The 21,973-nt window shown below is 69.3% G+C and carries 22 protein-coding genes; 12 read left to right on the forward strand and 10 right to left on the reverse strand.

Annotated features, from left to right (window positions below; all coding sequences use genetic code 11):
• Nucleotides 1–375: 375 nt before the first annotated feature.
• The 4 genes from rnk to DAT35_RS34315 all read left to right on the forward strand — a co-directional run bounded on the left by rnk (nt 376) and on the right by DAT35_RS34315 (nt 3,787).
• Nucleotides 376–780 carry a nucleoside diphosphate kinase regulator gene (rnk, locus tag DAT35_RS34300; RefSeq protein WP_108073168.1) on the forward strand — a complete coding sequence of 135 codons (405 nt, stop codon included), beginning with the start codon at nt 376–378 and terminating at the stop codon, nt 778–780.
• Between the two features lie 141 nt (nt 781–921).
• Nucleotides 922–2,397, forward strand: coding sequence for an anthranilate synthase component I family protein (locus DAT35_RS34305; RefSeq protein WP_108073170.1), 1,476 nt, complete (start codon nt 922–924; stop codon nt 2,395–2,397).
• On the forward strand, nt 2,394–2,966 hold the full coding sequence (locus tag DAT35_RS34310) for an aminodeoxychorismate/anthranilate synthase component II (protein ID WP_108073172.1): 573 nt from the start codon (nt 2,394–2,396) through the stop codon (nt 2,964–2,966). The genes DAT35_RS34305 and DAT35_RS34310 overlap by 4 nt, the downstream gene beginning before the upstream one ends.
• Complete coding sequence (locus DAT35_RS34315) at nt 2,963–3,787, forward strand: aminotransferase class IV (protein WP_108073174.1); 825 nt, start codon at nt 2,963–2,965, stop codon at nt 3,785–3,787. The genes DAT35_RS34310 and DAT35_RS34315 overlap by 4 nt, the downstream gene beginning before the upstream one ends.
• 6 nt (nt 3,788–3,793) lie before the next feature.
• On the opposite strand, the gene DAT35_RS34320 is transcribed toward DAT35_RS34315, so the two are convergent.
• A complete protein-coding gene (locus DAT35_RS34320; RefSeq protein WP_108073176.1) occupies nt 3,794–4,618 on the reverse strand; it encodes a pseudouridine synthase in 825 nt (274 codons plus the stop codon).
• Nucleotides 4,619–4,784: 166 nt separating this feature from the next.
• On the opposite strand from DAT35_RS34320, the gene DAT35_RS34325 reads away from it, so the two are divergent.
• Genes DAT35_RS34325 through DAT35_RS59330 form a run of 3 tightly spaced genes read left to right on the forward strand, consistent with a single transcriptional unit; the run spans nt 4,785 to nt 6,485 of the window.
• A complete protein-coding gene (locus DAT35_RS34325; protein ID WP_233261891.1) occupies nt 4,785–5,222 on the forward strand; it encodes a hypothetical protein in 438 nt (145 codons plus the stop codon).
• A gap of 10 nt (nt 5,223–5,232) precedes the next feature.
• The gene (locus tag DAT35_RS34330; protein WP_233261892.1) at nt 5,233–5,709 is read left to right on the forward strand and encodes a phage holin family protein; all 477 of its coding nucleotides are present in this window, start codon (nt 5,233–5,235) and stop codon (nt 5,707–5,709) included.
• Complete coding sequence (locus DAT35_RS59330; RefSeq protein WP_158502026.1) at nt 5,706–6,485, forward strand: hypothetical protein; 780 nt, start codon at nt 5,706–5,708, stop codon at nt 6,483–6,485. The genes DAT35_RS34330 and DAT35_RS59330 overlap by 4 nt, the downstream gene beginning before the upstream one ends.
• A 67-nt stretch (nt 6,486–6,552) precedes the next feature.
• On the opposite strand, the gene DAT35_RS34340 is transcribed toward DAT35_RS59330, so the two are convergent.
• A complete protein-coding gene (locus DAT35_RS34340) occupies nt 6,553–7,128 on the reverse strand; it encodes a GNAT family N-acetyltransferase (RefSeq protein ID WP_108073178.1) in 576 nt (191 codons plus the stop codon).
• 5 nt (nt 7,129–7,133) lie between these two features.
• Entirely contained in the window at nt 7,134–7,715 is a 582-nt protein-coding gene (locus DAT35_RS34345) for a hypothetical protein (protein WP_108073180.1), read from the reverse strand.
• A 156-nt stretch (nt 7,716–7,871) separates the two neighbouring features.
• Between DAT35_RS34345 and DAT35_RS34350 the strand changes: the two genes are divergently transcribed.
• The 3 genes from DAT35_RS34350 (at nt 7,872) to DAT35_RS34360 (ending at nt 10,167) form a co-directional block, all read left to right on the forward strand.
• Nucleotides 7,872–9,110 carry a threonine/serine exporter ThrE family protein gene (locus DAT35_RS34350; protein WP_369946272.1) on the forward strand — a complete coding sequence of 413 codons (1,239 nt, stop codon included), beginning with the start codon at nt 7,872–7,874 and terminating at the stop codon, nt 9,108–9,110.
• A 119-nt stretch (nt 9,111–9,229) separates the two neighbouring features.
• Nucleotides 9,230–9,460 carry a hypothetical protein gene (locus tag DAT35_RS34355; RefSeq protein WP_108073184.1) on the forward strand — a complete coding sequence of 77 codons (231 nt, stop codon included), beginning with the start codon at nt 9,230–9,232 and terminating at the stop codon, nt 9,458–9,460.
• Complete coding sequence (locus DAT35_RS34360) at nt 9,457–10,167, forward strand: heme oxygenase (biliverdin-producing) (protein ID WP_108073186.1); 711 nt, start codon at nt 9,457–9,459, stop codon at nt 10,165–10,167. Before DAT35_RS34355 ends, DAT35_RS34360 begins: the two co-directional genes overlap by 4 nt.
• 45 nt (nt 10,168–10,212) lie before the next feature.
• On the opposite strand, the gene DAT35_RS59335 is transcribed toward DAT35_RS34360, so the two are convergent.
• The 5 genes from DAT35_RS59335 to DAT35_RS34380 all read right to left on the reverse strand — a co-directional run bounded on the left by DAT35_RS59335 (nt 10,213) and on the right by DAT35_RS34380 (nt 17,560).
• A complete protein-coding gene (locus tag DAT35_RS59335) occupies nt 10,213–10,953 on the reverse strand; it encodes a hypothetical protein (protein ID WP_108073188.1) in 741 nt (246 codons plus the stop codon).
• Between the two features lie 129 nt (nt 10,954–11,082).
• Nucleotides 11,083–13,101, reverse strand: coding sequence for a hypothetical protein (locus DAT35_RS34370; RefSeq protein WP_108073190.1), 2,019 nt, complete (start codon nt 13,099–13,101; stop codon nt 11,083–11,085).
• A 112-nt stretch (nt 13,102–13,213) separates the two neighbouring features.
• Nucleotides 13,214–15,577: a xanthine dehydrogenase molybdopterin binding subunit gene (gene xdhB, locus DAT35_RS60125; protein WP_199243080.1), complete on the reverse strand. Its 2,364-nt coding sequence runs from the start codon at nt 15,575–15,577 to the stop codon at nt 13,214–13,216.
• A gap of 5 nt (nt 15,578–15,582) precedes the next feature.
• Complete coding sequence (xdhA, locus tag DAT35_RS60130) at nt 15,583–17,034, reverse strand: xanthine dehydrogenase small subunit (protein WP_199243081.1); 1,452 nt, start codon at nt 17,032–17,034, stop codon at nt 15,583–15,585.
• 112 nt (nt 17,035–17,146) lie between these two features.
• Nucleotides 17,147–17,560: a DoxX family protein gene (locus DAT35_RS34380; protein ID WP_108073192.1), complete on the reverse strand. Its 414-nt coding sequence runs from the start codon at nt 17,558–17,560 to the stop codon at nt 17,147–17,149.
• Nucleotides 17,561–17,677: 117 nt separating this feature from the next.
• Here DAT35_RS34380 and DAT35_RS34385 point away from each other — a divergent pair, with 117 nt between their 5' ends.
• Nucleotides 17,678–18,868, forward strand: a complete 1,191-nt coding sequence (locus DAT35_RS34385; RefSeq protein ID WP_108073194.1) for an AI-2E family transporter — start codon at nt 17,678–17,680, stop codon at nt 18,866–18,868.
• Nucleotides 18,869–18,943: 75 nt separating this feature from the next.
• On the opposite strand, the gene DAT35_RS34390 is transcribed toward DAT35_RS34385, so the two are convergent.
• Both DAT35_RS34390 and DAT35_RS34395 read right to left on the reverse strand, forming a co-directional pair.
• A complete protein-coding gene (locus DAT35_RS34390) occupies nt 18,944–20,569 on the reverse strand; it encodes a pre-peptidase C-terminal domain-containing protein (RefSeq protein ID WP_158502027.1) in 1,626 nt (541 codons plus the stop codon).
• A gap of 92 nt (nt 20,570–20,661) precedes the next feature.
• A complete protein-coding gene (locus DAT35_RS34395; protein ID WP_108073198.1) occupies nt 20,662–21,144 on the reverse strand; it encodes a YqaA family protein in 483 nt (160 codons plus the stop codon).
• Nucleotides 21,145–21,276: 132 nt separating this feature from the next.
• Here DAT35_RS34395 and DAT35_RS34400 point away from each other — a divergent pair, with 132 nt between their 5' ends.
• The gene (locus tag DAT35_RS34400; protein WP_108073200.1) at nt 21,277–21,969 is read left to right on the forward strand and encodes a hypothetical protein; all 693 of its coding nucleotides are present in this window, start codon (nt 21,277–21,279) and stop codon (nt 21,967–21,969) included.
• Nucleotides 21,970–21,973: the final 4 nt, after the last annotated feature.

Genomic DNA, 21,973 nt, shown 5'->3' on the forward strand with positions numbered 1-21,973 from the left:
GCGCAACCCACCCCCAGTGCGCCGAGAGATGCGCAGAGAATCCACAGCTGCATGAGATCGGGCCATCGCACGTTCGTGGGCCCGTCTTATGCCCGGCGGGCGTGAGGGCCTATTGGACTGGCAGCGGCTCATCCAGGAGGTCAACACAACGTGCCTCACGCGTGTGGGGTACAGGATGCGTCCGGCAACACCTCGTGCACCGCTGCTCGGCTCGACGCACCGCGTCTCTCCGCCTCGCGGCCGCTCAATCCTTGACGGGCCGTCAGGGTGACGCCCGATGGGACGTCCGCTTTCAGACGCCCTGCCGCCATGCAGGCACGATCCCGAGCGCGCTTGGTTGACCGGCCGCACACAGGGTCAAAGGATTGAGCTGTCATGAGCACGCAAGAGCCGAGGATCGTGGTCACGTCGACGGACATGGAGCGGCTGCGCACCCTCATCGACACGACCGCGGGGGACCAGGCGGAGACGCTCGATGCGGAACTGCTGCGCGCGGAGGTGGTCGATCCCACGCAGGTTCCACCGGACGTGGTCACCATGAACAGCCGCGTGGTGTACCGGGACGAGGACACGCAGGAGACGCGCGAGGTGACGCTCTCCTATCCGAAGGACGCGTCCCTGGAGCAGGGACGGGTATCCGTGCTGGCGCCCGTGGGCGCGGCGCTGCTCGGGCTCTCGGTGGGGCAGGAGATCGAGTGGCAGCAGCCCGGAGGGAAGCACAAGCGCCTGCGCATCGTCTCGGTGACCTACCAGCCGCAAGCGGCCGGCCATACCCACTGAGCCCTCCGTCCCCTCCTCCCTCGGGACGGGGATGGGTGCGGCGAGCGGGCCTCCCGGGTGGAACCCCGGAGAGGCGGGCCGTTGTTTCACGCAGGAGCGCGGAGCGCGACCCGGGCATCCTCTGGTACAAGCCCTCCGCGCATGCCGGTGTCCCCTTCCCCTCCTCCGGTTCCACCGAGCCGTGAGCGCTTCGAAGCGCTCGTGGCCCAGGGCTACGATCAGGTTCCCCTCTTCCGCACGGTGGAGCTTCGCGACCTGAAGCCGTTGGAGCTGCTGCGGGCACTGCCCCCGGGACACCGCTTCCTGCTGGAGAGCACCCGGACCTCCAGCGAGGGCCGCTACTCCTTCGTGGGTGCCAGGCCCTTCCTCACCTTCCGGGCCCGGGGCGGCCGGTGCGAGGTGAACGGCGAGCCGAGCCCGGGCACTCCATTGGCCACCCTGCGTGAGCTGCTGAATCGCTGGAGGGGCATCCGGCTGCCGGGGATGCCGCTCTTCTGCGGTGGAGCGGTGGGCTTCTTCGCCTACGAGGCCGCTCATTACTTCGAGACCCTGCCCCGCCACCCGAATGACGACCTGGGGCTGCCGGACATCGCGCTGGACTTCGTGGACACCTTCGTCGCGGTGGACCACCAGGAAGGCCGGGCACTCGTGGTGGCCACGGGCAGCGACTACGACGACTGTGAGCGGCGGGTGACGGAGCTGGAGCGCCTGGTGCGGGACGTCGATGCCCGAGGCCCCACGGCTCCCGCGTGGCGCCTCGCGGACGAGCAGAAGCCGGACGTGACGTGGCGCTCCAACTTCACGCAGGAGGACTACCTGCGCGCGGTGGAGCGCGTGCGGGAGTACATCCGCGCGGGAGATACCTATCAGGTGAACCTCTCACAGCGGCTGGAGGTGGAGCCGAAGCTGCACGCGCTGGAGCTGTACGAGGCCCTGTCCACCATCAGCCCCGTTCACTTCGCCAGCTACCTGGAGGTGGACGGATTCGAGGTGGTGAGCGCCTCGCCCGAGCGGCTGGTGCGGGTGGAGGACGGCCAGGCCATCACGCGGCCCATCGCGGGCACGCGCCGCAAGGGGACGCCGGAGGAGAACGCCCGCTTCGTCCACGAGCTGCGCACCAACGAGAAGGAGCGCGCCGAGCACGCCATGCTGGTGGACCTGGAGCGCAACGACCTGGGGCGCGTCTGCGCCTACGGAAGTGTCCAGGTGGCGAAGCTGATGGAGATCATCGAGTACGCCCACGTCATCCACATCGAGTCCGAGGTGGTGGGCCGGCTGGCTCCGGGGGTGGAGCCGCTCGACGTGGTGGCGGCGGTGTTCCCGGGAGGCACCATCACCGGCGTGCCGAAGATTCGCACCATGCAGCTCATCACCGAGCTGGAGCCGCACGCGCGAGGCCTCTACACGGGCTCGCTCGGCTACGTGAGCTTCACGGGTGAGCTGGACCTGAACATCGTCATCCGCACGCTGGTGATGAAGGGCGGCAGGGCGCACGTGCAGGTGGGCGCGGGCATCGTCCACGACTCGGAGCCGAGGCGCGAGTACCAGGAGACGCTGCACAAGGCGCGCTCGCTGCTGCTCGCGCTGTCCGCGCGCCCCGTGGGAGACGCGGCATGATGCTGCTCATCGACAACTTCGACTCCTTCACCTTCAACCTCGTGCAGGCGCTGGGGGGACTCGGAGCGAAGCTGAAGGTGGTGCGCAATGATGCGCTCACGCTCGCCGAGGCGGAGGCGCTGCGGCCGGACCACATCGTCATCTCTCCAGGCCCATGCACGCCGAACGAAGCCGGCATCTCCCTGGAGATCATCCGCGCCTTCGCGGGCCGGGTGCCCATTCTCGGGGTGTGCCTGGGGCACCAGTCCATCGGGCAGGTGTTCGGCGGGCGCGTCGTCCGGGCCCCGGTGCCCGTCCACGGAAAGACAGGCGACATCCACCACGATGGCCGGGGCGTCTTCCGGGGACTGCCGGACCCGTTCGTCGCCGCGCGCTACCACTCACTGGTGGTGGACCGGGCGAGCCTCCCGGACTGCCTGGAGGTCTCGGCCTGGTGCGGCGACCTGGTGATGGGCCTGCGCCACCGGGAACATCCGTGGCTGGAGGGCATCCAGTTCCATCCCGAGTCCTTCCTCACGCCGCATGGGAATGAGCTGCTCGCCCGGTTCCTGGAGGCGCGCATCGGATGAGGGACACGGTCGCGGTGAATGGAGAGGTGCGACGATTGGAGGAGCTGCGGCTCCAGGACTTCCTCCAGTCCTACTTCTTCGGCGCGGGCTTCTTCGAGACGTTCCTCGTCACCGGAGGCGCACCGATGTTCCTCGAGCGGCACCTCGCGCGGCTGCGGTCGAGCCTCGCGGCCCATGCGGACAGCGTGCGCGCACCGCCTCCGGAGGTGCTCATCGCCGGCTCCGTACGCGATGCGCTGCGCCGATGCCTGGAGGCGGATCCCCACCTGGGGCCGGGCTTCACCGGAATCGGCAAACTGGTGGCGGGAGATGGCCGGCTGCTCCTGTCCTTCCGCGACCTGGCACCCCAACACGAGCGCACCCTGCGCGAGGGGTGTGTCCTCGACGAGTTGGAGGACCGCGGCTACCGCCGGGGCGACCCCACCCTGAATCACAAGAGCATCTCGTACCTCCGGCAGTACGTACACCTCGGGCGAGGGACCGTCTTCGCCAATGAGGCCGGAGAGCTCTGCGAGGTTCCGAATGGGAACCTGTTCTTCCTCGTGGGTGACTCGGTGGTGACCCCGCCGCTGGAGGCTCCATGCCTCCCGGGCATCATCCGCTCCGTGCTGCTGGAGGAAGGACGGCTGGGGGGAATGCCCGTCGTCGAGCGCCCGATGAAACGCGAGGGACTCGAGGACGTGAGCGGCTGCGTTCTCACCAACTCCGTCAGTCTCGCGCTGGCAGTGCCGCGATTGCTCGGGCGGGAGTTGCCCGGAAGCCACGCACTGGCCGAGCACGCTCGCGCCGTGGTGCGGGAGCACGCGCGGCGCGAAGACTGAAGACACTCACCGTGGCTTTCCCGCCGGCGCCGACGGGATGGCGCGGAAGCCAAGACCCTGCTCCACCTCGGCCTCCGTGAGCAGTCTCCAGGCGCCCTCCGGTACGTCCAGGAGCAGCTCGCCCACGGCCTCACGGTGCAGCGTCCGCACCGGATGCCCCACCGCCGCCAGCATCCGCTTCACCTGGTGGTGCCGCCCTTCGGTGAGCACCAACTCGACTCGGCTGGGGGCCAGCAACCGGGCACCCGCTGGCCGGGCCGGTCCGTCCTCCAAGAGGATGCCCTCGCGCAGCCGCTGAAGGGACTCCTCCGAGGGCTGCCCCTCGACCTCCGCCACGTACCGCTTGGACACGTGGGTCTCCGGAGAGGTCGCGTGCGCCACCAGGCGCTCCTCGTTGGTGAAGAGCAGCAGGCCCGTGGTGTCCCGATCCAACCGCCCCACCGCGTACCACTCATAGCCTCGCAACTCCGGGGTCAGCACCGCCCTCAGCCGCTCGAAGACGGTGCCGATGCCCTCGGGGTCGCTCCCGTGCACCACCACGCCCGCGGGCTTGTGGAACATCAAGGCCAGCGTCCGCGCCTCCAGCGCACGTGGCTGTCCATCCACCCTCACCGCGCTCCCCGAGTGCACCGGTGCGAACGGGTCCCGCTCCACGTGCCCGTCCAGCTCCACCCGCCCCTCACGGAGGGCCTGCTCCGCCTCGGCCCGGGACATCACTCCCGCCCGTCCCAGTGCGCGCACCAGCCAGTCCGCGCGGCTCCCCTCCGGTACCGGCTCCTTGCGCCGGCGCGCGGCCTCCAACCACCGCGGTGTCTTCGGCTTCCTCGCCATCAGTGCCTCCACTCCCGGCTCATCCGCGCTCCATTCCTATTCCCCACGCCGCCGCACCTTCCTCCGCCGCCTGCTCCGCGAGCAATTCCCCTCTCGTCCCTGGGGCTTGCCTGAGCGTGCCTACCTTGAGCCATGCAACGTTTCCAACCGACTCGGAGGAGACCGCATGGCCACCGTCACTCAAGGAGGCATCCAGGGTTCCAGCTTCACCGGCACCGGCACGAACCTCGGAAGCCATGACGTATCCGCCCGCGACTCGAGTCCCAGTATCGCGGCACAAGGCAAGGAGCAGGTGAAGCACTTCACCGGCGCGACCCGGGATCGCGTCTACCAGCAGGTGGACAACAGGAAGGATGAGCTCATCAAGGGACTCAACGGCTTCGCCTCCACCCTGGAGGATGCCTCCCAGAACGCCGAGGGCCTCTCGCAGCAGGTGCTGGATGGCGCCGTGGGTTACCTCCGCAGGTTCTCGGATCGCATCGAGAACGGCTCCACCGAAGACCTGGTGCGGGATGCGAAACAGTTCGTCCGCGAGCGGCCCGGCCCCTTCTTCGCCGGCTGCATCGCCGTGGGCTTCCTCGCTGCTCGATTCCTGAAGGATTAGGGAGGCCGCGATGCAACCGGGCAATCCAGAGACTCGCAGAAGCTACGGCTCCGAGGACCGCACCATTCCGGGCGACGGCATGTCGGGACGCGCCTTCGGCTCGATCATGGGCGAGTTCTTCGACCAGGCCAAACGGCTGATTCGCGCGGAGCTCACCCTCGCGAAGACCGAGCTGCGCCAGGAGCTGACGAAGTTCAAGGCAGGTGGCGTGATGTTGGGCCTGGGCGGGGCGCTGCTCTTCATCGGCGGCATCGCCTTCATGCTCTTCGCCTGCTACGTGCTGGCGCTGGTGATGCCCTTCTGGCTCGCGGCGTTCATCGTCGCGGTGGGCTTCCTCGGCATCGGCGCGGGCATCGCCTACCTGGGCGTCCGGCGCATGAAAGAGCTCCACGCACCCAACAAGACGATCCAGACCCTCAAGGAGGACGGGCAATGGGCGACCAGGACGTTCCAATCCATGAAATCTCAGATGCAAGGGCACGCATGAGCGAGCTCGCTGATGAGTTCGCCCGCCGCCTGGAGCCCGGGTACGTCAAGGCGATGGCCGCGGACAAGGCCACGGAGCTCAAGGAGCAGGCCCGCGAGCTGGCCACGGAAAAGGCAGCAGAACTGAAGACGCATGCCAAGGAGGCGGTGATGCGCAGGACTCATGAAATCAAGGAGCGAGCGGACACGCCCAGGGGCTGGCGCCTGCTCGGGGCGATCATCGGTGCCAGCGTGGGCTCGGTGCTGATGAAGAAGGCCTTCGCCGCACGCCGCGGGTCCGACTGGAGCATGTCCTCCGAGCGCCGCCGCATGTACGGCGAGTATGACGAGGAGCTCCCGGCGCTGGTGCCCTCTCCCGATGGGGGTCTCATGCGGCCCACGAGGGACAGTTCGCTAAAGGACCGCACCTCCGAGACCCTGGACATGGCGAAGGAGAAGGCCTCCGAGCTGAAGTACCGGGCCTCGGACTGGTACGACACCGTGTCCGACAATCCGGTGCTGCTGGCGATCGGCGGCCTCGCGATTGGCGCGCTGTGCGCCAGCTTCATCCCGGTGAGCAACCGCGAGCGCCAGCTCTTCGAGCCCGCCAAGAGCAGGGTGAAGGAGCGCATCTCCGAGCTCGGGGAACAGCTCGAGAGCAGCCTCTCGGGTCAGCCGGGAGCCGTGAGCAGCGAGGAGGAGGAGGAGGTCCAGGCCTCCGCCGCCTCGGAGAGCGAGAGGGAGCGAGGCACCATCCCCCCGCTGCCACCGCTCGAGGACTTCACGTCCATCCACTGAGCAGGTGCGATGAAGAATGAGGCACACGAGGCCGGACGGGGCGACACGCGCCTCGGCCGGCCTCGCACTATCCACCGTTCGCCGCAGCCGGGGCGAGCGCCCGCCACTCGTGGTCGAGGATGGCGTAGATGAGGGAGTCGCACCACTCGCCCTTGAGGAACATGCTCTCGCGGAAGTGCCCCTCCTTGCGCATGCCCAGCTTCTCCATCACGCGGAAGGAGGCGGGGTTGCGCGGGTCGCAGTCGGCCCACACGCGGTGCAGCCCGAGCGTCCCGAAGGCGAAGTCCACGACCGCCCGCGCCGCCTCGGGGATGTAGCCCCTTCCCCACTGGGAGCGGTCGAGGATGTACCAGAGGGTGGCCTCGCGCTGCTCGGGATCCGTGATGCGCATGCCACAGCGCCCGATGAGCCGGTGGCTGTCGCGCAGCACCACGGCGAAGTCGTAGACGTGACGGGGCGTCTCGCGCGCCTGGGCCATCACCTTGAGGATGTAGGCCCGGCTCTCCTCGGGGGTGCGGACGTCATGGGACTGGTAGCGCACCACCTCGGGGTCGGACTCGTAGGGGTGGGTGAAGCGCCAGTCCTCCTCCTCGAACTCGCGCAGCAACAGGCGGGGCGTGGTCAGCGGCGTGGTGAACAGCATGACGGTCAGGACTCCTGGCCCGGCGTACCGGGGAAGAAGGGGTGGGCCTTGCCCTGCTCGTCCACGAAGGAGAAGTCCTGCAAGCGCACGGCGTCCGGGGCCTCCGGGTGCTGGCGAGCCTCCACGAGCCGCGCGTAGGACAGGGTAGCGATGTCGTCTTCCTTCGCGCCGGCGAGCGCGAGGAATCCGGGACGGCTCTCCCCGTCACGCAGCAGCGTGGGCCGGTGCCCCTTGAAGTCGATGGCGGTGGACACTCGCTGGAGGGCGGCGTGGGCCTGGGCGAGTTGCTTCGCGGTGCGCATGCGGAGGGCAACTTCCTCACGGGTCTGGCAGGTGCCGTCCACGTGGACGGAGACCCACAGGGTGTCCTGACGGGTGGAGAAGACGAGAACGCGGCTCTTGGGCAGCTCGCGGGAGAGGGCATCGGCGGCCTCCCCGGCGGCCTCGCCCTCGACGTGGGGCCACAGCCGCAGCGCCTTGCCGGGTCCGGCGGCGAGGAAGGCCGGCAACCGGCGAGAGCCGAGCCAGCGCTGCACCTTGGTGCGCGCCGCTCCCAACACGATGAATCCCTGCGCGGAGTCACTCATGGCCGCAAGAGCACGGCGGCGCGGCGATTCCGTCAAGGAGAAAGCAGGCGGACGGACAGGCCACAGGCCGGACGCCGGAGGGAGGACGGGCACGCGCTGCCTTCACGGAGGCTTCGTTTGACTCCTCCCGGGCGCCTCTGCCATGTGCGGCGCGTGATCCCCGCAGAACAGCTCGTCGCGCTCCAGCCGCCTCCTCCAGGGCCGGCGGTGGCGTTCACGCTGCGCCTCGGACAGGCGCTGCACCAACATGGCACTCCCGCCCACCGGCTGGAGGAGCAGATGCGCCTGGTGTCGCAACGGCTCGGACTCGAGGCCCGCTTCTTCTCCACTCCCACCTCCATCTTCGCCTCCTTCGGTCCTCCCGAGGCCCTTCAGACCTGCCTCATCCGCGTGGAGCCCGGGGAGATGGACCTCGGGCGGCTGGCGAGCCTCGATGCGCTGGCGGACTCGGTCATCCGCGGCGAGCTCTCCCCCCAGGAGGGCGCCACGCGAGTGGAGGCCGTCCTCGCCGAGCCTCCTCGCTACGGCAATGCCCTCCACCTGCTGTGCTGGGCCCTGGCCGCCTCGGGGGGCGCCCGGCTCTTCGGCGGCGGCCCTCGGGAGATGGGCGCGGCGGCGCTGATCAGCCTCCTCATCGGAGGGCTGGACCTGTGGACGCGGCGGCAGCCCTCGAGGGTCTGGGTGCTGGAGCCGGTGGCCGCCATCCTCTCCTCGGCGCTGGCGGTGGTGGCGGCGAGCCTCGTGGGCCCGCTGTCGGTGCAGATCGTCACGCTGGCGGGCCTCATCGTGCTGCTGCCCGGCCTCAGCCTGACGGTGGCCATCAACGAGCTCGCCACGCGCAACCTCATCTCCGGCACGTCCCGGCTCACGGGCGCCGCGCTGGTGTTCCTGGAGCTCGGCTTCGGCGTGGCGCTCGGCACCCGGCTCACGGAGTGGTTCCCGCTGCCCGCGAAGCTCGGCCCGATTCCCACGCTCCCGGCGTGGACGGAGCCCCTCTCGCTGATGCTGATGATGTTCGGGGTGAGCATCCTCTTCCGCGCCCGGCCTCGTGACTGGGGATGGATCGCCGTCGCCGGAGGGCTGGCCTATGCGGGCTCGCGCCTGGGCGCCCAGGTGCTGGGACCGCAGCTCGGCGCGTTCCTCGGAGCGCTCATCGTCGGGATGGCCACCAACCTGCTCTCGCGCCTGCGCAACCGCCCGACCGTCATCACCCTGGTGCCCGCCATCATGCTGCTGGTGCCGGGCAGCGTCGGGTTCCGCAGCATGGAGTCCCTGCTCGCCCGGGATGTGCTCGCGGGCGTGGACACCGCCTTCTCCATGCTCATGGTGGCCGTGGCCCTGGTGGCGGGGCTCCTGTTTGCCAACGCCCTCGTCCAGCCGCGCAAGGTGCTCTGAGCCACTCGCCCTCCGCCCGGCCCTGGGCTTGACCGCCCGCCTCCCTTCTGGCATCTTGATTTTGAAAACGAGAATCAGAATCAATTTCAACTTTCAAGCAGAGCGCCGAGGAGCACCCCATGCCGACCCCCTCTTGCTGCCGCACCCTCCTGGCTCGCACCCCCAGCGCGGAGGTGGCGCGCTGCACCTGCGGACACATCCACGTGAGCCTCGGGCCGGTGACGATCCGCATGGATGAGGGCACGCTGCACGCGACCTGGCACACGCTGGGAGACGCCCTGCGGGCGTTGTCCGAGGCGCCCCCGAGCCCGCCCGAACCCGCGACCGCCACCGGAGGGTGGAAGCAATGAGCACGTTGACGGAGCTGCTGCGGCGGGCCACCGCCGACGAGGTGCAGGCGGTGACACGCACGGCCTTCGCCGGGCGGCTCGCGCGAGGAGAGCTGGCGCGCGCGGACTACGTGCGGTGGCTGTCCTGCCTCCAGGCCATCTACGCGGAGCTGGAGTGGGCGCTGCAGTGGAACATCCGGCATCCGGCGGTGGGCCCCCTCTGCCTGCCCGAGCTGTGGCGCAACGAGCTGTTGCAGGATGACCTGCGCACGCTGCTCGGCCCGGGCTGGTATTCGAGCGCACCGCGCCAGGACGCGGCGTCCTACGTGGAGAGGCTCGGTGTGCTGTGCGACGAGGCCCCCGGACTTCTCGCCGCGCATGCCTGGGTGCTCTACGCCACGAACCTGCCCGGAGCCGGGCAGACGGGCACCGGGATGACTCGAGCGCTCGGGTTGAAGGGGAACGCGGGAACGGTCTTCCTCCGGTACGCCACCCACCTGGACGGAGAGGCCTACCGGGCGCACCTGCTCGACATGCTCGACCAGAGGCCCCTGGATGGGAAGGCCCGCGAGGCGCTCGCCCACGAGGCCCGACGCGCCGTGCGCGAAGTGCACACCCTCTTCGAGACACTGGGCCGGCAGCTCACGCTCGTCCAGGCGCGGCGCGAGAGCACCAGGCCGGGAAGCTGGCTGCCTCGACTGCTGGTGCCGGCGAGAGGGATGTCCTGAGCACCCGGGTGCATCCTCCACACGCGGCTGGGCACGGCAGGCACATCAATGAAGAGGCTGTCCGAGGGAGTCGAGGACGGGGCGTCGCGTGGGGAGGGTGCGGTGCTCGTGATCGTAGAAGCACTCGGGACCGAGCAGGGAAATGAGCTCGCGCTCGCGGGCGATGCCTGTCTCCGTGCCGGCGTCGGTGGGCAGTTCGTAGGGTTGGACGAGGACGATGTCCTCACCCAATCGCTTGTGGCACTCGGTGGGCAGTGCAGCAAAGCGCTGCCCAAACATGCGAACGAACGGAGGCCCATAGAAGTTGCGCCAGACGAGTCCCGGAAGTCCCTCGCTGTAGTCGCGCACGGTGAACTCGTCTTCCGAGTAGGTGAACGCCCCTTCCTCCGTGGGAATGCTCTTGTGGACGCGCCGCCGTTGCTTGCCTTCGATATCCTTTTCCAGTCCGGCCAGGGCGAGGGGCGATTGAACGAGACGCATGAGTTCCGCCACCTGCGGCGCAAAGGATTCACGCCAGGTGGCTTTCGCGGCGGTGCTGACCGACGTCATCCAGGAAATGGAGCCCGCATAGGTGAATGGTGAGCTGGGAAGTATGGGCGAGAACCAGATGAAGGTTCGATCCGTCCTGGCTGCGACGCACAGGCTCCTGTGCTCCTCGTAATGGGCGACGAGCGGAGCGAGGTCGATGCGGCTCGGCTCGATGGCTTTATCGAGTGCAGCGGAACCGTAACGCCGGGGCTCGAACCATCTGTATTTGAGGAGAATGAGGTCGAGGAATTCTCGCACGACCTCACCCGAGGGACGCCAAGGAGGGAGATCTATCTGGAGATCGAGGTATTTGACGGGCATGTATCACTTGGAATCAAAGAGCAAGGTTGTAGCGAAACGCCAACCGGAGATGTGTACAGGAGCGCGTCATGGGTAATACCTCACGCGAGCACTACCGAGCTTTTCCAAGGCCCGCAACCGTTTGAGAAGTGAGCCTGAAAGAAGCGTAGGACCATCGGCGTGCTGGGAAGAGCGAACCCAGAGTTCGAGGTGTCCACCGTATTTCTCCACATACTCAATCATGGCTTTGAGGTTGCCAGAGAGGGACAACTCCTTGCGCGCCTTGGCCTCGACAAAGGGGTAGGGCTGACCCCACACCAACTCCGCTGGAGTCCCCTTCACTGAATCGGCAACGAAGCCCTGCGCGCCGCTGCCCGGTGGCGGCATCATCATCGCGGTGTTGCGCTCGTACTTGTGGGTTTGGAGGATGGCGTCCTCGAAGGCGTTACCCGCCGGTTTGTTCTTGAGGATAGTCTCGTACAGGCGCTCCCAGTCCGCGTCCGGCTGGAAGGAGAAGCGGCGGTATTTCTCCGGGTGCCGGAACTGGTAGTCCACCCAGCGCTGCGCCTTGTGCGCTCGAGTGCCAGGCAGCAGCCGACTACCATCCGGCAGTATTCGCACGCCCAGCAGCGGCACCTTCTGGCTCGCCCGCAGAGCCTTGGCCGCCTCGCGCAGCGGCGCTTCCAGCCCGTGTGCCACCCGGTTGAGGAATCGCACTTCCTCCTCGGTGAAGGTGTGACCCCGGGAAGCCGCCGCCAGCAGGCGTTCAATCTCCTTCGCGTCCGCGGGCGACAGGTGCGAGGCCACGCGTGAGAGCACCTCCACCTCGTCCAGGCCTCGGCCCGTGAGTAGCGCCAGCCTCTCGGCGCCCTCTCCACCGGCCTTTAGCAGCACGGTGCCCGTCACGAAGGGCACCAGCACCCCCAGCGCGCACACCAGGCGCTCGTTGCGTGTGAGGGGGCGGTCGGTGAAGCTCCGGCCGGTAACCGCCGCCCGCGCGTCCACCACCTCGCCCGACCCCGGCAGCAGACCCACCGCCAGTTCCAGCAACAGCTCCTCCGAGGTGTACACCTCCGGGTCGAACGCTTCGTTGTAGTCCAGGTGCACCGGTGCCACCCGGCCCAACTGCACCGCCGTGGCCAGGGCGGAGCGGCTCGCCAGCACGTAGAGCGCCACCTCCTCGGGCGTGCGCTTCAGAAAGTCCGGGTCTTCCGTGTGCGCGTAGGCCCACGCCAGCGTGGCGTTGCCCAGGGCTCGCAGCGATTGCTCTCTCAGGGGCGACTCGCTCAGCAGGTAGCCCGGCGCCACCCGGCGCGGAGGAGGCAGGTATGTCTCCAGCAGCTCGCGTCCCCAGGTCTCGTACTCGGCCAGCTTGCGCTGCACAGCCTGCCAGCGCACCTCGCGCTGCCGCTCCTCCGCCAACAGTTCCACATACCGCGCCAGGGGAGAGGGAGCCTTCTCCAGCACCGCCTCCAGTTGCAGCAGCACCCACGCATCCAGCCTCTTCAGCGCCGACAGGCCCTCTCGGCGCTCCGCCTCGGAGAGGCCAGGGGCCTGGAGCTTCTCCCGCTGGTGGCGCAGGAAGACCTCGTAAGGGGCCTGGAGCAACCTGGCCGAGAGCACCGGGCCCGTGGACTCCACCTCCTCCCTCCACATGCTCTCGCTCCGCCTCAGCGTCAGCACTACCTCGCCCTGCTGGCCACGCACGTACCGGTACAGCGCCCACTCCAGCAGGGTGCGGAAGCTCTCCGCCTCCACCTCGCCAACCTCCGGGCCTGTCCCCTCGTATTGGCGAATGCCGAGCAGCCGTACCCGTTCGCCCTCCACTCGCAAGGCGAGCGCCAGCCATGCACCCGCCCGCTTCAGCCCGCGCGCCGCCGCCCTGGTCTGGGCGATCACCTCCTGCGTCCCCTCCAACACCTCGGCGCCAGCTCTTGCCGAGGGCCTCGTGCCCAGACCCGCCTCGCTGGTGAATGGGCGCGGAGGGCCCTGGCCCGGAGACCCCATGCCGAGTTCCAGGCGCTGGCTCGAGCCGACATCCGTGTAGCTCCGGCACGCGGCGACTGCGGCCAGCAGCAAGACAAAGAGGAAGGAGGGAGTCCTCATGACGAGGTGGGGGAAGCGCAGTCTACAAGCACTCGAGCAGTAACGTCTCCGCCCGCTCCCCGGAGTCACAGGGAGCGCACGAGCCGCTTCATCTCGAGCCTTTCAAACGAGCTCACCCGCCTCGCGCCACCTCCACCGCGCGCAGGATCGCCTCCGGCGTCGCGGGCGAGGCCAGCTCCACGGGCGTGCGCGGCTGCCCGAAGGCGGCAACCGCGTGCCGCAGCGCCGTCACCGCGCCGATGGCCAGCATGAACGGCGGCTCTCCCACCGCCTTGCTTCCGTGGATGCTGTTGTCCTGGGGCGCACGCTCCAGCAGGGCGACCCGGAAGTCCTCGGGCGCGTCCCCCACCGCCGGAATCTTGTACGTGTCCGGCGAGTGCGTGACGAGCCGTCCCTTCGCGTCGAACAGCACCTCCTCGCACGTGAGCCACCCCAGGCCCTGGATGAAGCCACCCTCCACCTGGCCCAGGTCCACGCTCGGCACGAGCGAGGTCCCCACATCGTGGAGGATGTCCACTCGCCGCACCCGGTGCTCGCCCGTAAGGCCGCTCACCTCCACCTCCACCACGGCGGCGCCGAAGGCGTAGTAGTGGAAGGGCTTCCCTCGTCCGGCCACCCGGTCGTACGAGATGTCCGGCGTGCGGTAGTAGCCCGTGGCCGACAGCGACACCTGCGCCAGGTACGCGGCATGCACCACCTCGGCGAAGGTCACCGAGCGCTCGGAGCGGGCGGGAAGGAAGACGCGGCCCCCCGCGAAGGCGAGCGCATCGGCCTCTCCGCCGCGCTCGAGTTGCAGCAGCCGCGCCGCCACCGGGCGCAACCGGTCCCGGAGCACCTCGCACGCCTGCTTCACCGCCTGGCCGTTGAGATCCGAGCCGCTGGAGGCGGCCGTGGCCGAGGTGTTGGGCACCTTGTCCGTGGCGGTGTGCATCACCCGGATGCGCTCGGGGGGCACACCCAGCTCGTGGGCGCACACGGCCCGCATCTTGGTGTGCAGTCCCTGCCCCATCTCCGTGCCGCCGTGATTGAGCTGCACGGTGCCGTCCGTGTACACGACCACCAGGGCCCCGGCCTGGTTGAGGAAGCTCGTGGTGAAGGAGATGCCGAACTTCACCGGCTGGAAGCCCAGGCCCCGCTTCGTCCACCGTGAGGAGGCATTGAAGGCGTCGATTTCCGCGCGGCGCCGGGTGTAGTCGCTGGAGGCCATCAACTCCGCGTGGATGCGCGGCAGGCGGTTGCCCTCCACGGCCTGTCCGTACGGGGTGAGGTTCCCGGGGGCGTCCCGGTAGTAGTTGCGCTCGCGCACCACGGCCGGATCCAACCCGAGCCGCTCGGCGGCATGGTTGAGCACCTCCTCCATCACGTACATGCCCTGGGGCCCGCCGAAGCCGCGGAAGGCCGTGTTGGAGGGCAGGTTCGTCCGGGCCACCCGGCCGGTGAACTGCAAGGCCGGGATGAAGTACGCGTTGTCGAGGTGGAAGAGGGCCCGGTCCAGGATGGCGTGCGACAGGTCCGTGCTCCACCCGCCGTCGGAGAACAGCTCGACCTTCAGCGCGAGCAGCCGTCCCTCCGTGTCGAGCCCGGCTTCATAGCGGCCCCAGAAGGGGTGGCGCTTGCCCGTGAAGGCCATGTCCTGATCCCGGTTGAGCCACACCTTCACCGGCCGCCCGGTCGCATGTGCCCCCAGGGCCGCCAGGGCCGCGAACGGTGCCGCCTGGGTCTCCTTGCCACCGAAGCCGCCTCCCATGCGCGGCACCTCCACCACCACCTGGTGCCGCCCCGTCCCCAGCACCTCGGCCACGATGGCCTGGACCTCCGACGGGTGCTGGGTGGAGCTCCACAGGTGCACCGTGCCGTCCTCCCCGGGCACCGCCAGCGACACCTGCGTCTCCAGGTAGAAGTGGTCCTGTCCGCCCGTCATGCACTCGCCAGAGAGGCGCACCGGCGCGGCGGCGAGCTCGGCATCCGGCTCTCCCCGGCCGATGACGTGCGGGGTGGTGAGGAAGGAGCCCGCCTTCACCGCCTCCTTCAGCGACAGGAGCGCGGGCAACGGCTCGTACTCCACCTCCACCAGCGCGGCGGCACGGCGAGCCAGGGCGGCGCTCTCCGCCAGCACCAGCGCCACTGTCTGTCCCTGGAAGTGAACCTCGCCCTCGGCCAGCAGGGGCTCGTCGTGGATGACGGGGCCGACCTGGTTCTCCCCGGGGATGTCCTCGGCGAAGAACACGGCGTGGACTCCGGGCAGGGCCCGGGCGCGCGAGGCGTCCCTGCGCAGCAGGCGCGCATGCGCGTGTGGCGACGTGACGAGGTGCCCCACCAACATCCCCGGCGGTTCGGGCATGTCGTCCACGTAGACGGCCTCGCCACTGGTGTGCTTCAGGCCGCTCTCGTGCGGGGCCGGGGCATGCAGGGGCGAACGGGAGGGCTCGGACTGCTGGGCGCGGACGGAATCGGGAGAAGAAGGAAGCGTGCTCATCCGGGTCACCTCACCTGCACCGTGGCCGAGTGCTGCTCCGCGAGCCGGGGCATCGGCTCCGCGAGCGTCTCGTGGAAGAAGCCGCGCAGGAGGTTCTTCGCCACCCTCCCCCGGTACCAGGCCGAGCCTCGATGGTCGGAGAGCGGCTTGAAGTCCTCGTCCAGCCTGGCCAGCGCCTCCTCCACCGTCGCCTCCGTCCAGGGCCGGCCCACCAGCGCGGACTCGGTGTGCCGGGCTCGCGCCGGGGTCGCAGCCATGCCTCCGTAGGCCAGCCGCGCCTCGGCCACCTTCCCCTCACCGTCCACCACCACGCGGAAGCCCGCGGCCACGGCGCTGATGTCCAGCTCGCGCCGCTTGGACACCTTGTAGGCCAGCGCCCTCGCCCCGGATGGCTGCGCCGGCACGTCCACGAAGGCCAGCATCTCTCCGCGCCCGAGCGCCGTGCGCCGGTAGCCCTGGAAGAAGTCCTCCAGCGGCATCCGCCGCTCTCCCGCCCGCGAGCGCAGCACCACCTCGGCCCCCAGCGCGAGCAGCACCGGCGCCAGGTCTCCAATGGGCGAGGCGTTGCACAGGTTGCCGCCCACCGTCGCGCGGTTCTTGATCTGCCGCGAGCCGAAGTAGCGCAGCATCCGCTCCAGGGGCGGGCACGCGGCGCGCGCGTAGTCCTCCAGGTCCGTCAGCCGCACCGTGGCGCCCAGGCGGTGCCCACCGCCGCGAGGCTCCAGCACGCGCAGCTCGGACAGCCCCTCCAGCGACACCAGCAGCGGCGGCTCCGCGTAGCGCTTCGTCACCTCCAGCGACAGGTCCGTCCCGCCCACCACGAAGCGGGCCTCCGGGTGCTTCTCCAGCACGTCCCAGAGGGCCTCCTGCGAGCCGGGGGTGAAGAAGCGTTGGGTGCCGGACGCATACGCCAGGTCCATGGGCTCGGGCCGCGTCTCCGAGAGCGCCCGGGCGAAGCGATCCTGGGGACGCAGGCCGGCCACCTGCTTCGCGGCGTCGCGGATGGGCCGGTAGCCGGTACAGCGACAGAGGTTGCCGCACATCTGCGCGTCCAGCTTCCAGGGCTCGTCCAGGTCGCGGCGGTGACAGGCCTCCAGCATCGCCATGGTGACGCCCGGGGTGCAGTAGCCGCACTGCGAGCCGAGCTCGCGCGCCAGCGTCTGCTGGACGACGTGGTACTTCCCGCCCTCCTTGAGCGCCTCCACCGTGTACACACGCTTGCCCTGCACCATGGGCAGCAGCACGAGGCACGCATTCACCGCGCGCAGGGTGGGCGTCCCCTGGCCATCGTGCTCCAGCACCGCGACGGAGCAGGCTCCGCAATCGCCCTCGGCGCAGCCCTCCTTGGTGCCGGTCAGGTGCGCCCTGTCCCGCAGGTAGCGCAGCAGGGTCGTGGTGGGAGAGAGCCCCGTCTCCTCGACGGGCCGGTCATTCAGGAAGAAGCGCAGACGTTCCATGGACCTCCCCCGGTCCATCCATACGGGACGGCCGGAGGAGCCAGCGTACTACGGCCCGAGCCAGGGGTGCTGCCTCTCCAGGGAGGCCGGGGAGTGCCCACCTCCGGACGCTTCAGCCGCGCATGGTGAGGAGGGCCACCAGGGAGACGAGGAAGTAGGGCACCAGGCCCGCGGCGCCCGCGTAGTCCTTGGCCATGCGCTGGCCGAAGAAGAGGGCCACGAAGGAGAGTCCCGAGAGAGCCGCGCCCCACATGGCCACCCGCGCGCCGCCGGACAGCACCAGGGACACGGCCCCGGCCGCGCTCACCGCGCCAGAGGCCAGCTCCAACACCGTGAGGGTGGCCAGCAGCAGCGGCACCACGCCGCGCAGGTGGCTCTTGGCGAAATGTCCCGTGAGCCACCCCAGGTTGCCCTTCCAGTCGACCACCTTGTCCACGCCGGACTGGAGGAAGGTGATGGCCAGGAAGAGGGCGCACAGCACCTGGACGAGCCAGAGAGGGAAGAGGTTCGAGTCGAAAGGCGGCATGGGCGCGCACTCTACCCGCCCTGCCCGCTTCCCAAAGAACCGAGCAGCGGACTAAAGCGGGCAGACGGACGGCCCCCACCCCTTCCGGTCACCAGGGGGCGCCCCCATTGTCCATCCATGGCCTCTGAACAAGCCGCCCGGCGGGTCTTCATCGGGCTCATCCTGCTGTCCATCGCCCTGGTGCTGGTGGTTGCCTCGCCCTTCTTCGAGGCCTTCTTCCTGGCCGCGGTGCTCGCAGGAGCCTTCCAGGGCCTGCAGACGGGGTTGACGCGGCACCTGCACGGCAGAAGAGGGCTGGCGGCGGGCCTCATCTGCGTGGGCATCATCCTGGCCCTGCTGGTCCCCATCGCCGCCCTCACGGCCTTCATCATCTCCGAGGTGGCCAAGGGGGTGGAGTTCATCTCCACCACGGTGCAGCAGCGAGGGCTGGAAGGACTGCTGGCCTATGTCCCCGGCCCGATGCAGGGCCTCGTGGGGCGATGGCTGGACCGCTTCCAGACGGAGAGCGTCGGGCTCTGGCAGTTCCTGCAGCAGCACCTGAGCACGCAGGGCGCCGCCGCGGCCCAGACGGTGACCGGGGTGGTGGCCACCACGGGCACGGCGGTCTTCCAGGTGGCGATGATGCTCATCGCGCTCTACTTCCTGCTGGTGGACGGCGGACAGCTCGTCATGTGGCTGGAGAGCGTGTCCCCGCTCAAGCGCGGGCAGACGACGGAGCTGCTGACCGAGTTCCGCACCGTCACCAAATCCGTGCTGGTGTCCAGCATCGCCACCGCGGGTGTGCAGGCGCTGGCGGCCCTGGTGGGCTATCTCATCACCGGCGTGCCGGTGCCCGTCTTCTTCGCGGCGGTGACGTTCTTCTTCGCCCTCATCCCCGCCGTGGGCGCCGCCGTGGTGTGCGTGGCCGCCGCCGTGTTGCTGCTCGCCACCGGACATCCCGTGGCCGCGCTCGTACTGGCGCTCTGGGGCATCATCGTGGTGGGGCTCTCCGACAACGTCGTCAAGCCCCTGCTCGCCAGGCGCGGCATGCACATGCACGGCGCCATCGTCTTCTTCTCCCTGCTCGGCGGCCTGGCCGTCTTCGGCGCCATTGGCCTGCTGCTGGGGCCGCTCATCGTGGCCTTCTTCCTCACCGTGGTGCGCATCTACGAGCGCGACTACGGCCGGCCCTCGCCCCGCCCCGGAGACCCGGGCACTCCGCCGCAGGAGAAGCCCGTGCTGGCGGAGCCCACCGTGGCCGAGGGCGAGGAGTGGGAGGACGCTGGGTTCCACACGAATGGCGGTGGGGCGGAGAAGCCCCGCCACTGAGTTCCGGGGCCAGGGCGGGAGCCCTTCCTGGACTCCCGGGAGCAGCGCGCGCCCGGGAGCCCTCGCGAAGCGGGACTACGGCTGGACGCCGGCGCCGGTGATGCTGAGCGTGTAGCTGCTCGTCGCGCCCGAGTAGCCCACCACCTTCACGTAGTACGTGCCCGGAGCGCTGGCGGAGTAGGTCCCCACCTCCGGGTTGCTCGAGGTGTAGCCGCGCGCCGCGAACAGGTTCACGTCGTCCGCGGTGTACAGGTACCAGTCGAGATCCCCCACCCCGGGCATGGTGAGCTGCACCGTGACGACGCCCGGCGTGGTCACCGTGAACTTGAACCAGTCCACGTCCGTGCTGGTGGAGATGCTCCCCTTCACGCTGGTGCCCGCCCCCACCCGCCCGTTGGCCGTGGCCGCGGTCTCATTGGACTCGGTCTCCTGGGTGATGGCGGTCGACGTATCCGGAGGAGGCGTGGAGGTGGTGATGGAGAAGGCCGCGTTGCTGACATCCGTGACGGCCGTGTTGGCCGCGTCGCTCACCCGCACCTTCGCCGCCGAGCTCGCCGTGTCCGGCACCGTCCAGGTGTAGCTGCCCGCGGAGGCCGGCGTGCTGGCGGAGATGACGGTCCACGTGCTCCCGTCCAGCGTGTACTCGAGCTTCACGTTGGTCACGTTGCTCGCCGTCCAGGAGAGGGTGTGGCTGCTGCCGCCCACCCAGCTCTCCCCTCCGTTGGGCGCCACCACCGTGACGCTCCCCGTGGGCGGAGTCGTGTCATCCGCCGGGATGAGGAAGTCCTTGATGATGGCCATGTGCTGCATGTTCGAGGCATTGCTATCGCTCGACACCGCGGGGGAGATCTCCGAGATGGGCGAGTACACGCGCGTGTCCAGCACCAGGCCCGCGCTGAACGAGCTGGAGCCGATGACCGTGGCCGTCTGGTAGGCGCGCAGGCCCGAGTTCACCAGCACGTGGTCATACGGCTTGGAGCGGCTGGCGTTGGTGTTGACGTTGCCGTTGCGGTCCGCCGGATACGGGCTGCTCGTGGACACCACCTGGCTGAAGGTGGAGAAGAGGCTCTCGGAGCGGGTGTCGGAGTTGAAGTCACCGCCAATGGCCAGGAAGTCCCCCGCGGGGATGTTCGCCTGGATGCGCTGCACCAGGCTGTTCGCCTCGTTGTTGCGGGTGCCGGCACTCGAGGTGAGCAGGTGCACGCTCACCACCCAGAGATCCCTGGGGCCGGGGATGTCGATGCGCGCATAGGCGAAGTCGCGGTTGTCGACATACGGATCATCCCACTCGCCCGCGTCGAGGATGGGGTAGCGGCTGATGACGCCATTGGGGATCTGCGCCCCGCCCTCGCGGTAGTAATAGAAGTTCGTCCCGAAGGCGGTATCCACGAAGCTGCGGATGTCGGCGGCCGAGTTGCTGCCGTAGTTGAACTCCTGGATCATCACCACGTCCGGCTTCGTCCCCTGGAACATGCGGGTGCCTTCGCCCGGGTCGTAGCTCTGCTTGTTGCCGCTGGTGATGTTGGCGGCCATCAGCCGCACCCGGACGTCCGCGAGCGGAGCGCCGCTGGCGGACATGCCGTCATCCGAGGGTTCGCGCGAGTCCACGGGAATGCCCCCACCGCACGCGGCGAGGATCAGGGAGAGCAACGGAGCCAGCAGCCAGCGGCCAGCGCACTTCGAGGGACGGGACTCTTGCATCGGATACTTCCTGCCCGCGACCCGCGGGCGCTTGGGGGGGTGACGGCGCGCATCATCGCCCATCCGCCCCCCGCTGTCTCGCAGTCTCACTGTCAAATTCCAGCATGACTCGCCGCGGCAGCGGACAATGCGACGAAGAGGTAGCGAAGGGCTTTACCCAGTGTGACGAAACCGACGAAAGGCGCCCAGCGCACACCCACGAGGCCGGCGGCGAGCACGAAGACGTCTCCCACCACGGGGACCCACGCGAGGGCGAGCACCGGGGCGCCCCAGGTGGCCAGCCGCGCCTTGGCCCGCTCCAGCCGGGGACCCTCACTGGCGGTGCGGCGTTGAACCCAGCGCCCCAGGGGCCCCCCACCCCCGTGCGCCACCCAGCGTCCCAGGAGATAGACGGTGATGGCCCCGAGCACGTTGCCCACGGTGGCCACCACCACGGCCGGCGCCGGGGACACCCCTCCATAGATGAGCGCGGCGAGCACGGCCTCGGAGGGCGCCGGCAGCACCGAGCCGGCCACCACCGCCACGAGGAAGAGCCCCGGCAGTCCCCATTCGGCGAGCGTGGATGCGTCCGGCATCGTGACTCCCACTTTAAGACTTTCTGGGACACGTCATGGCAGACACGAACTCCCTGTACTCCCGGGAGGGCTGGCCGCCTGCCTGCCCATTCCTACCTTCCAGCTGACTCCTACCCCGTACCGAGGTCTCCCATGAAGCCGCTCCTCGCCCTCGTGGCCACGGGCGCCCTGCTTGCCAGCGGGCCCAGCCTGGCCCAGTCCACCAAGCACATCATGAGGCTCAGCGAGCTGCTCCTGCTGCCGCCGGTGTCCACCGTCACCAAGAACCAGACCACCACCGGCGAGTGGAAGGACCTGCTCCACACCACCCTGACGACGCAGCAGCCCAAGAACCTGGTGATGGTGGTGGCGCTCGAGGCCGGCCTGCACACGGACGCCCCGGCACCCACACCTACACGCGGCAGGCCCATCACCGGAGAGACCTCCTCGGCCCGAGGCACCCTGGAGCTGCGCCTCCTCGTGGATGGAGTCCAGGTGGCCCCAGGCCCGCTCATCCTCACCGAGAGCTCCCAGAACCAGATGACCCGCTTCGGAGACATGCTCGACAGCTGCTCGGACACGGACGGCGACGGCACCGTGCTCGCCAGCGAGTGCATCTTCACCGGCGAGGAGCAGCAGCGAGTGCTGGGCGCCATCGACCTGCACGCACTCTCCTTCGCCCTGGACGACATCGACACCGGCACCCACGATCTGCGCGTGCAGGCGCGCATCACCGTCACCAGCCAGGGCGCCAGCGGCTCGGCCTCGGCGGGCGCATGGCTCGGCCGCGGCTCCATCACCCTCGAGGAAGTCCGGCTGGTGAAGAGCTTCGACATCTCCGGGTGAGCCC

The sequence above is a fragment of the Vitiosangium sp. GDMCC 1.1324 genome (assembly GCF_003044305.1).
Classification (GTDB): domain Bacteria; phylum Myxococcota; class Myxococcia; order Myxococcales; family Myxococcaceae; genus Archangium.